Below are 9,358 nucleotides of genomic sequence, written 5' to 3' on the forward strand. Positions count from 1 at the left end.
GAGGGGCGGGGCGGAGCCTGCGGCGCCGCTCCCCGCCCCGCCCTTCCCCCGTTCCCCGGGGCTCCGGTGCTCGAACGCCGGTACTCGAACGCCGTACGGGCGGGAGGGACCGCGCGAGCTGCACGCCGCTCCGGGGAACCCCGGACCCCGCCCTCAGGCGCCGGACGGGGTGGAAGGGCGGGCGGGCCGGGAGAGGCCCGCTACGCGCCGTTCTTGTCCCGCCGGCCCGTTGGTGCGGTGCGTCGGCGGGTTCGGTGTGGGGGGAGCCAGGTTCGGGTGGTGCGGGCCTGGGTGAAGAGGGCGTCGATGTCCGGGGGTTTGAGGGTGGTCGGGGCCGCGGCGAGGTGCGCCGCCGCCGTCGCCGGTTCGAGGATGCGGATGTCGCGGACCGTCGGGGCCACCTCGATGCGGGAGGCGTCGACCAGCGCCAGCGCCGGGAGCACCGGGGCCGCCAGGGCCCGGGTGGCCGCGGCGGCGGCACGGCGGATCCAGCGGGGGTCCGGGCGCGGCTCGGCGCGGCCCACCGTCAGCAGCAGGTCGCCGACGGCCGCGCGCTGTCGGCGGCCCGGGAGCGTGCGGATGCAGAAGATCCCCGCCGGGCCTATGAGCAGGTGGTCGATGCGGCCCAGCCCCGGGAGCGGCACGGAGTGCAGGACCCGCCAGTCGTCCGGCTCCAGGGCGTCGAGGAGGTCGCCCATGCGCTGCTGGGCCGTCAGGTCCTGGCGGAGCCGGTGCCGGGCCCGGCTGCCTGCCGAGCCGTGTTCCAGTTCGCCCAGAAGGGCTTCGCCCGGCCGGTTCGGGGCCAGGTCCTCGTCCGGCAGGAGGGCGAGTCTGCGCAGGTCCGCGGGCGTGGGCACCGGCGGCGGGCCGACCGTGTACGGTCCGGCCAGGTACGGGCGCAACGCCGCCAGGACCGCCTCGCGGTGCTGGTCGGCGAGCACGCTGATCCGGTTGGCCTGCCGGTCGTACCAGGCCACCGCCCGGCCGTCGGGCAGGTTGACGTAGAGCCGGCCGCGGCCGGGGCGGCCGCTCGGCAGCACCTTGAGTCCCCGCATGGACCTCACCCCCCGCCGTACATGGGAGCAGCCCGGGCGCCCGGCGGCAATCCCCCGGTGGAGTTCTCGGTCAAGTAACAGGTTCTACGGGATTCCGCCGGGTACCTGTTACACGCCCATCGCTGGACTGACACAGCGGGCTCCTAAGTTTGTCGCACCCGGACCGGACCTAAGGATTTCCCGTGAGCACCGTCAACCGCCGCACTCTCGTACGAGCCGCCGCAGTGACCGTCTGCGCCGGAACCCTCCTCGGGCTGCCCGCCGCGGCCGCCCTCGCCGAAGGGGTGCCCGCCGCTTCGGCCGCGCACTCCGCGGGCGCGCCCCGGACCCTGGTCAAGAGCCTCGCCCTCGCGGACGGCGTGTCCAAGGCGAACGTCTACCGCATCGCCAAGGGCGGCTTCCAGGCCGACATCCTGGCCGCCGACGGCGCCAGGGCGGCCACCCTGACCAGCCGCGACGGCGCCGCCGGCTTCGGCGGCTCCGGCCCGCTGCACGTGGCGCTCCAGCCCGACGGCCGGCTGTCCTCCTGGGCCGGCGACACGGGCGAGACCGGCGCCGACGGCGCTGCGCCCGCCGCCGACGGGTACAAGACCGGCACCCGGGACGGGCGCGTCGTCCAGGCCTCGGCCCCGCATGCCCGCTCGGTCGCCTCCGGGGCCCTGGACCCGCTGGCCGACGGGCCGGGTGACGGTGTGCTGCTGCTCGCCGCGGGCGGCGGTATCGCGGCCGTGGGCGCCGCCGGGCTCGGCTTCGCCATGCTGCGCCGGGGGCGCACCGAGGGCTGATCCGCCGACGCCCCTGAAGATCCTCCCGGAACAGCCTCCGGGGAAGTGCCCGGTGCTGACGCCTCCTGGAGCGCCCGGACCCGGCCTCGCCCCCAGGGGCTCAGGAGGTCAGGCCGGCGGCGGGGTCGGCTTGGTCCAGGGCCAGCGGAGTTTGGGCTTCCGGCCGGACGGGGCGTACGTGTACTTCCAGCCCTTCTGGAGGTGCAGCCGCTTCGAGTAGCCCGCCGGGACCCGCTCGTACAGCAGGACCGTCGCAGGGCCGCCGTCGGCCGAAGGGACCGGGATCTCGTACCACTTCGGCGGGTGGCCGGTCGGGCCGACGAGGATCGGGAGGACACGGCCGTCCATCGGGCCGCCCTCGAAGGGGGTCGGTTCGCTTCTCACCCCACCAGTGTCACAGCAGGTGGGCGGCCTCGGAGACCACGGGGATCACGCGTCGGGCCAGGACCCCGACCGGGCCGTCCGCCGATTCGAGGGCGAGCGCGGCCCGCGCCGCGGCTGCCGTTTCCGGGTCGGTGGCGGCCGTCGCGGTCAGGAGGGCTATGAACTGGTCGACGAGCCAGTCGCGCAGGGCCGAGACGTCCGGCTGCTTGCCCTCGTCGATCCAGATGAGGGAGGCCGCCTCGACGGCCGTGATCCAGGTGCGGACCATCATCCGCAGCCGCGGGCCGGGGGCCGGGACGGCCAGGTGGTAGAGGATCTGCTGCGCCGCCGCCCGGCGGATGCCGTCCACCGTCGCCGTCGTACGCGAGGTCTCGACGACGCTGCCGCCCTGGAGGAGCGCCGAGAAGCCAGCGTCGTGCTCGTCAACGAAGGCCAGGTAGCGGTCCAGCGCCCGGGAGAGGCGCTGGGTCAGGGGGCCGGCCTGCGGTTCGGCGAAGCACTGCTCGAGGAGGTCCGCCGCCGAGCGCAGGGCTGCCTCGTACAGCTGCTGCTTGCCGCCCGGGAAGTAGCGGTAGACCAGGGGCCGCGAGACGCCCGCCGCCTCGGCCACGTCGTCGAGCGAGACCTCCTCCGGGGCCCGGTGCGCGAACAGCGACAAGGCGGCGTCGAGGAGCTGGGCCCGCCGCTCCTCGACGCTCAGCCTGCGGTACGCGCGTACGGTCGTCATGCCCGCAGGGTAGCCCCGCAAGAGCCGGTTCAGGCGAGGAGTCCGGAGCTCTTCCAGAGCCTGCGGCCGACCCCGCGCAGCACGCCGATGTCGTCGAGGAAGTCCGTGAGCCGCTTGGCGCCCGTCTGCATGACCTCGCGGCGGTGGCCGCTCACCCGGACCTGGGCCACGGCTTCGCGCCGGTCGAGGCCGACGTTCTCGTAGACCTGGGGATTGACGAAGGCCAGGGAGAAGACGCGGGCGGCCTCGCCGCAGCTGATGCGCGTGAGCTCCTGTTCCCAGCGCGGGGCGGTCAGCATCTGGCGGCGCAGTTCCTCGCGGGCGTAGCGGACGTGCCGGGCCTCCTCGATGACGTGGATGCGGGTGACGCCGCGTACAAGAGGCTGGATGCGCTCGTCGGGGAAGGTGAGGCGTTGCATCCAGTCGAGGATCTCCTCGCCGAGCAGGGTGCAGGCGAAGGAACCCGGGGTCGTGGAGACCGTCTTGAGAATGCGGGCGAGGTTGTGGTTGAGGCGGGAGACCGGGTAGGCGGGGGCGCCGGCCTTCTGGATCATGCGGGCGAACATCATCGAGTGGCGGCATTCGTCGGCTATCTCGGTGAGCGCGTAACGGACGTGGTTGCTGGTCAGGGACTTGTCGTAGATGTGCCGGACCATCAGCTGCATCAGGATGATCTCGAACCAGATGCCGAGCGAGCCGAGCGCCGCCGCCTCGTGGCGGGAGAGGTCGATGCGCTGCTCCTCGCCCATCTTCTTCCACAGCGGGGTGTCGTAGAGGGAGAGCAGCTCGGGCGGCCAGTAGTACTTGCCGTCGACGGGCGGGGCGTCCCAGTCGAGTTCCTTGTCGGGGTCGAAGGAGTGCTTGGCCGAGGATTCGAGCAGTCGCGCGGCGATCTCTTCGCGGTCCTTGAGGAGGCCGAGCGCGTCCTGCAGCGCGCCTCGATCGGTCACGGTCGTCATGGCTTCGGATACCTCGCTCATCGGGTTACCGGCGGTCATCACTTATGAGACTGCTTGTCAGCAAGACCGTCAATCCCCTGCGCACGACTTGTTGACCCCGCGTCTACCAACGTGTGACGCTGCCAACCATCCAGTCCTGTACGGAAGTACACGAGGCGAGGGGGCGTCAGTGTCGACGCACGAGCTCTACACCAAGGACCCGGGCGCGGCCGTCTGGCAGGTTCCGGCCTCCGGCGCGGCCCGCTTCAGCTGGGAATACGAGGATGGCCGCGAGCGGCTCCTGGCCCTGTACCAGAAGGGCAAGGACAAGCAGTGGGACGGCGCCAAGCGCATCGACTGGGAGCTGGAGGTGGACCCGTACAACCCCCTCGGCACCCCGGACGAGGCGCTGACCCTCTACGGCACCCGGCACTGGTCGGGGCTCACCGAGAAGGACAAGGGCGAGCTGCGCCAGCATTACACCGCCTGGAACTTCAGCCAGTTCCTGCACGGCGAGCAGGGCGCGATGGTGTGCGCGGCACGGATCGTGGAGTCGGTGCCGGACCTGGACGCGAAGTTCTACTCCGCGACCCAGACGATGGACGAGGCCCGGCACGCCGAGATCTTCGGCCGCTTCCTGCACGAGAAGGTCGGGATGCTCTACCCGATCAACGACAACCTCCAGGCACTGCTCGGCGACACGCTGCGCGACTCCCGCTGGGACATGCCGTACCTGGGCATGCAGGTGCTCATCGAGGGGCTGGCGCTGGCCGCGTTCGGGATGATCCGCGACACGACCGACAAGCCGCTGCCGAAGCAGATCCTGGCGTACGTGATGCAGGACGAGGCCCGGCACGTGGCGTTCGGGCGGATGGCGCTGCGCGACTACTACAAGCAGTTGACGGACGCCGAGCTGCGTGAGCGCGAGGAGTTCGTGATCGAGGGCTGCTACCTGATGCGGGACCGGCTGCGCGGGGTGGAGGTGCTGGAGAACTTCGGCATCCCGCGCAAGGAGGCCGAGGAGTTCAGCGAGCAGTCGGAGTTCCTGCACCTGTTCCGGAAGCTGCTGTTCAGCCGGATCGTGCCGTGCGTGAAGGACATCGGGCTGTGGGGCGAGCGGCTGCAGAAGGCGTACCTGGACATGGGCGTCTTCGAGATGGGCAACTCCAACCTGGACCTGCTGATGAGCCAGGACGAGGAGATCGCAGAGGCGCTGGACCGCGAACGGTTCGCGGCGGAGGAGGCGGACCGGGTGGCGGAGGTCGAGGCGGCCATCGCGGAGGGCGCGGAGGCCGAGACGGCGTCCGCCGCCGGGAACGAAAGCCGGTAGGGCCGGGCGCTGCGCCGACGGCTCCGGCGGGACCGGCCGTGCCGGCTCCCCCGCAGGGCGTTTCACTGGGTGGGCGGGGGCGGCGGCCCGTACAGCGCGGCCTCCATCACCGCGCGGGCGATGGGCGCCGCCGCGCCGTTGCCGCTGATGTCCCCGCGGTGCGCCTCCGCGTCCTCGACCACCACGGCGACCGCGACCCCCGGCAGCGGCGCGTCCTCGGCCTTGGCCCAGCCGATGAACCAGGCGTACGGGGTCCCCGCGTTGCCGACGCCGTGCTGGGCGGTGCCGGTCTTGCCGCCGACCACCGCGCCCGGGACCGCGGCGTTGCGGCCCGTGCCGTTCTCCACCACCTGCACCATCAACTCCTGCAGGCGCAGCGCCGTCGCCGGGTTCATCGCCCGGCCCAGGCTTCGCTGCTGCCCGCTCCGGACCCGGTCCCCGTCGTCCTGGGTGGTCCGGTCCACGAGGTAGGGGGACTTGAGCTCGCCGCCGTTCGCGACCGCCGCCGCCACCATCGCCATCTGCAGCGGCGTCGCCGTCGTGTTGAACTGCCCGATCGAGGACAGCGCCAGCTGGTCCGGGCTCATGTCGGTGTCGAAGTTCGACCGCGACACCCAGGCCGGCACCCGCAGCCCGTCGTCGTCGAAACCGAACCGGCGGGCCGCGTCCACCATCCCGCGCAGCCCGACCTGGACCCCGATCTTCGCCATCACCGTGTTGCAGGACCACTGCACCGCCTCCGCCATCGAGGCGTCCTGGCAGCCGGTGCCCGCGTTCGGCAGCAGGGTGCTGGTGCCGGGCAGCGGGTAGGGGTCGGGGGTCTGCGTGGGGGCGTCCACGTCGGTGACCACGCCCGCGTCCAGGGCCGCCGCCGCCGTCACGATCTTGAAGGTGGAGCCCGGCGGGTACGTCTCGCGCAGCGCCCGGTTCAGCATCGGCCGCGCGGGGTCCGCGTTCAGCCGCGCCCAGGCCGCCTTGACGCCCGCGCCCGTGCCGGAGAGCACCTCCGGGTCGTACGAGGGGCTGCTGACCAGCGCGAGGATCCTCCCGGTGGCGGGGTCGAGCGCGGCCACCGCGCCGCGCCGGCCGGCCAGCCCGGTGTACGCGGCCCGCTGCAGGCCGGCCCGGACGGTGGTCGCCGCGTTCCCGCCGGCCGGGCGGCCGCGGGCGAGGTCGTACCAGAGCGGGAAGGCCGAGAGCCCCGGGTCGGTGCCCGAGAGGATCGCGTCCTCGGCACGCTCGAGGAGGCTGGTCCCGTACGTCTGCGAGGAGAACCCGGTGACCGGCGCGTACAGCGGGCCGTCCGCGTACGTCCGCTCGTACCGCAGCAGCTGGCCGCTGTCCCGGGAGCCGGTGACGGGCCGCCCGTCGACCAGGATGTCCCCGCGGGGCTGGGCGTAGCGCTCGATGGCGGGGCGCTTGTTGGCCGGGTTCGCCCCGTACGCGGCGGCTTCCCAGACCTGCACCCGGGCCACGTTGACGAGCAGGGCGACGAGCAGCAGCGCGCAGAAGTACGCGCACCAGCGGATGTACCGGATCACTCGGCGGCCCCTCGGGCCTCGGCGGCTTCGGCGGCCTCGGCTCCGGGCGGGCGGGGCCGGCGGGCGCTGTCACCGAGGCGGACGAGCAGCGCGACGATGATCCAGTTGGTGACGACGGAGGAGCCGCCCTGGGCGAGGAAGGGCATGGCCATGCCGGTGAGCGGGATCAGCCCGGTGACTCCCCCGGCGATGACGAAGACCTGGAGCGCGACGATCGTGGCGAGCCCGGTGGCGAGGAGGCGCCCGAAGGGGTCGCGCAGCGCGAGCCCGGCGCGGAATCCGCGGTCCACGAGGAGCCCGTAGAGCAGCAGGATCGCGGTGAGGCCGACGAGGCCGAGCTCCTCGCCGGCGGTGGCGAGGATGAAGTCGGACTTGGCGGCGAAGCCGATGAGGAAGGACTGGCCGTGGCCGAGTCCGGAGCCGAGGAGTCCGCCGGCCCCGAAAGCGAAGAGGGACTGGGCGAGCTGGCCGGGCCCCTCGCCGCGCTCGACGGAGGCAAAAGGATTCAGCCAGTCCTCGACCCGGCTGTGCACGTGCGGCTCCAAGGTGCCGACGGCGTACGCCCCCAGGGCGGCCAGCAGCAGCCCGATCGCGATCCAGCCGATCCGGCCGGTGGCGGTGAACAGCATGACGACGAAGAGGCCGAAGAAGAGCAGCGAGGTCCCCAGGTCGCGTTCGAGGACGAGCACGCCGACGCTGAGCAGCCAGATCGCCAGGATCGGGCCGAGGACCCGGCCGGGCAGGAGGCGCAGCTTCCAGAAGAGCCGGCGGCCGGTGAGGGCGAGCGCGGTGCGGTTCGCGGCGAGGTAGGCGGCGAAGAAGACGGCGAGCAGGATCTTGGCGAACTCCCCGGGCTGGAAGGAGAGTCCGGCGAACCGGATCCAGATGTGGGCCCCGTTGACGGCCGGGAAGAACACGGGGACGAGCATCAGCGCGAGGGCGGCGGCCACGGAGAGGTAGGCGTACTTCTGGAGCACGCGGTGGTCGCGCAGCAGGACGACGACGAGGACGAAGAGGGCCACGCCCAGCGCGGACCAGCGCAGTTGATCCCCGGCGGTGAGATGGGCGGGGGTGGTGACGTCGAGGCGCTGGATGAGGACGAGCCCGAGGCCGTTGAGCAGGACGGCGATGGGGAGGACGAGCGGGTCGGCGTACGGGGCCCGGAAGCGGACGGCGAGGTGCGCGATCAGGGCGGCGGCGGCGAGGCCCGCGGCGTAGTGGCCGGCCGGCCGGGGGGTGCGGCCGGTGGTGGCGAGGCCGACGTAGTGGTGGCCGAGGACGGAGATGAGGACGGCGCCGGCGAGGAGCGTCAGCTCGACACCTCTGCGTTTGGACGCGGAGCCGTCGGGGGGTGGGGGCGGGGCGGGCTCCGCCACCTCTGCCGTCAGAGCGGTCATATGGGAAACGTAGCAAGTGGACGGATGGTATGTCCGGTTATGTCATAGAGTGCCGAAGAGTCGTCAGAAGAGTCGTCGGAGAGCCGTCAAAGAGCCGCCAGAAACGGTCACGAGGGCACGAATGGGAGCCGCGGCACATGGGACCTGTGGAATTCATCGTCCTCGCCTTCCCGGAGGAGCAGCTGCGCGTGCCGGCGGTCGAGGCCGTGATGGGGCTGCGCAAGGCGGGGGTGGTCCGGCTCATCGACGGGCTCGTGGTGTCGAAGGCGGCGGCGGGTGAGGTGCTGGCGGCGGAGTTCGACGAGTTCATGGAGCTCCAGGGGCTGCTGAGGCACCGTGAGGCCGCGCAGCTGATCGGGGCGGAGGACATCGAGGAGGCGGCGGAGCTGTTGGAGCGGGGCAGCTGCGCGCTGCTGCTGGTGGTGGAGCACGTGTGGGCCGAGGACGCGGCGATCGCCGTACGGGCGGCGGGCGGGCGGATCATCGGCTCGGTCCGGATCCCGCCGGAGCGGACGGGGGCGGCCTGATGTTCATCCGCCCGGTCGGCGTACGAATCGAACCGGCCCGCCGCCCCTCGGGCCACCCGCTGCTCCGCGGCCTCCTGACCCGAGCGGCGGGACGGGTGCCGGGGGCCGTGCCGGGGCCCGTGCCGGGGGCGGAGCCGGGGATGGAGCCGGGGATGGAGCCTGGGGCGGAGCCGGGGGCCGTGCCGGTGCCTGTGCCGGGGGCGGTGCCGGGGATGGAGCCTGGGGCGGAGCCGGGGGCCGTGCCGCTGCCCGTGCCGGGGGCGGAGCCGGGGATGGAGAGGATGGAGCCGGGCTCCGAACCGGTGGCCGAGCCCGGCGCCCTGCCCGGCGGCCCGACCACCGAACTGGGAACGGAGCCCGGCCCCCCGCCCGGCGGCCCGACCGCGGGGCCGGGGGCGCCACTCGGGGGGCTGGCCGCCGAGTTGGCGGAGCTGGCGAAGCTGGCCCGGGAGGGCCTCCTGACCCCGCAGGAGTTCAAGGAGGCCAAGGCCCGTCTCCTCCACCCCTGAGCGGTGCCCGGCCGGACCCCGCCCAGCCCCGGCCCGGCCTCGCCGGTGCGGGCCCGCTGCGCGGAGCCGTCTCCCCGACCCGCCCTTCCCCCGTTCCCCGGGCTCCGCCCGGACCCCCGCCGGTGCGGCGACCACTGCCGGGAGCCCGCCCCCGAACCCCCGCGC

10 protein-coding genes are annotated in these 9,358 nt (G+C 73.4%); 4 read left to right on the plus strand and 6 right to left on the minus strand.

Features of this window, described 5'->3' with window-relative positions; all coding sequences use genetic code 11:
* Positions 1–200: 200 nt before the first annotated feature.
* Positions 201–1,055: a nuclease-related domain-containing protein gene (locus IF09_RS0113695; protein WP_063607372.1), complete on the minus strand. Its 855-nt coding sequence runs from the start codon at positions 1,053–1,055 to the stop codon at positions 201–203.
* Positions 1,056–1,237: 182 nt separating this feature from the next.
* Between IF09_RS0113695 and IF09_RS0113700 the strand changes: the two genes are divergently transcribed.
* Entirely contained in the window at positions 1,238–1,840 is a 603-nt protein-coding gene (locus tag IF09_RS0113700; RefSeq protein WP_030295329.1) for a hypothetical protein, read from the plus strand.
* 108 nt (positions 1,841–1,948) lie between these two features.
* Here the strand turns inward: IF09_RS0113700 and IF09_RS0113705 are convergent, their stop codons facing one another.
* The 3 genes from IF09_RS0113705 to IF09_RS0113715 are packed head-to-tail and all read right to left on the minus strand — an operon-like array spanning position 1,949 to position 3,910.
* Positions 1,949–2,224 (minus strand): hypothetical protein, encoded by a 276-nt coding sequence (locus tag IF09_RS0113705; protein ID WP_030295331.1) that lies wholly within the window; start codon positions 2,222–2,224, stop codon positions 1,949–1,951.
* Between the two features lie 10 nt (positions 2,225–2,234).
* Positions 2,235–2,951 (minus strand): TetR/AcrR family transcriptional regulator, encoded by a 717-nt coding sequence (locus IF09_RS0113710; protein ID WP_030295333.1) that lies wholly within the window; start codon positions 2,949–2,951, stop codon positions 2,235–2,237.
* A 29-nt stretch (positions 2,952–2,980) separates the two neighbouring features.
* Positions 2,981–3,910 (minus strand): AurF N-oxygenase family protein, encoded by a 930-nt coding sequence (locus IF09_RS0113715; RefSeq protein ID WP_030295335.1) that lies wholly within the window; start codon positions 3,908–3,910, stop codon positions 2,981–2,983.
* Between the two features lie 169 nt (positions 3,911–4,079).
* Here IF09_RS0113715 and IF09_RS0113720 point away from each other — a divergent pair, with 169 nt between their 5' ends.
* Positions 4,080–5,219, plus strand: coding sequence for a ferritin-like domain-containing protein (locus IF09_RS0113720; RefSeq protein WP_030295337.1), 1,140 nt, complete (start codon positions 4,080–4,082; stop codon positions 5,217–5,219).
* A 62-nt stretch (positions 5,220–5,281) separates the two neighbouring features.
* Here IF09_RS0113720 and IF09_RS0113725 read toward each other — a convergent pair whose 3' ends face one another.
* Together IF09_RS0113725 and IF09_RS0113730 are read right to left on the minus strand one after the other, a co-directional pair.
* Complete coding sequence (locus IF09_RS0113725; protein WP_030295339.1) at positions 5,282–6,760, minus strand: penicillin-binding transpeptidase domain-containing protein; 1,479 nt, start codon at positions 6,758–6,760, stop codon at positions 5,282–5,284.
* Positions 6,757–8,157 carry an FtsW/RodA/SpoVE family cell cycle protein gene (locus tag IF09_RS0113730; RefSeq protein WP_051832419.1) on the minus strand — a complete coding sequence of 467 codons (1,401 nt, stop codon included), beginning with the start codon at positions 8,155–8,157 and terminating at the stop codon, positions 6,757–6,759. The genes IF09_RS0113725 and IF09_RS0113730 overlap by 4 nt, the downstream gene beginning before the upstream one ends.
* Positions 8,158–8,294: 137 nt before the next feature.
* Here IF09_RS0113730 and IF09_RS0113735 point away from each other — a divergent pair, with 137 nt between their 5' ends.
* Both IF09_RS0113735 and IF09_RS45595 read left to right on the plus strand, forming a co-directional pair.
* Entirely contained in the window at positions 8,295–8,684 is a 390-nt protein-coding gene (locus IF09_RS0113735) for a DUF6325 family protein (RefSeq protein WP_030295343.1), read from the plus strand.
* 272 nt (positions 8,685–8,956) lie between these two features.
* Complete coding sequence (locus IF09_RS45595; RefSeq protein WP_158709959.1) at positions 8,957–9,193, plus strand: hypothetical protein; 237 nt, start codon at positions 8,957–8,959, stop codon at positions 9,191–9,193.
* Positions 9,194–9,358 lie beyond the last annotated feature (165 nt).

This window comes from Streptomyces katrae (assembly GCF_000717655.1).
GTDB classification, from domain to species: Bacteria; Actinomycetota; Actinomycetes; order Streptomycetales; family Streptomycetaceae; genus Streptomyces; species Streptomyces katrae_B.

Bases quoted from the DNA above. Each gene is read 5' to 3' on its own strand.
- IF09_RS0113695 (WP_063607372.1), bottom strand. From the start codon at position 1,055: ATGCGGGGACTCAAGGTGCTGCCGAGCGGCCGCCCCGGCCGCGGCCGG.
- IF09_RS0113710 (WP_030295333.1), bottom strand. From the start codon at position 2,951: ATGACGACCGTACGCGCGTACCGCAGGCTGAGCGTCGAGGAGCGGCGG.
- IF09_RS0113715 (WP_030295335.1), bottom strand. From the start codon at position 3,910: ATGACGACCGTGACCGATCGAGGCGCGCTGCAGGACGCGCTCGGCCTC.
- IF09_RS0113730 (WP_051832419.1), bottom strand. From the start codon at position 8,157: ATGACCGCTCTGACGGCAGAGGTGGCGGAGCCCGCCCCGCCCCCACCC.
- IF09_RS0113735 (WP_030295343.1), top strand. From the start codon at position 8,295: ATGGGACCTGTGGAATTCATCGTCCTCGCCTTCCCGGAGGAGCAGCTG.
- IF09_RS45595 (WP_158709959.1), top strand. From the start codon at position 8,957: ATGGAGAGGATGGAGCCGGGCTCCGAACCGGTGGCCGAGCCCGGCGCC.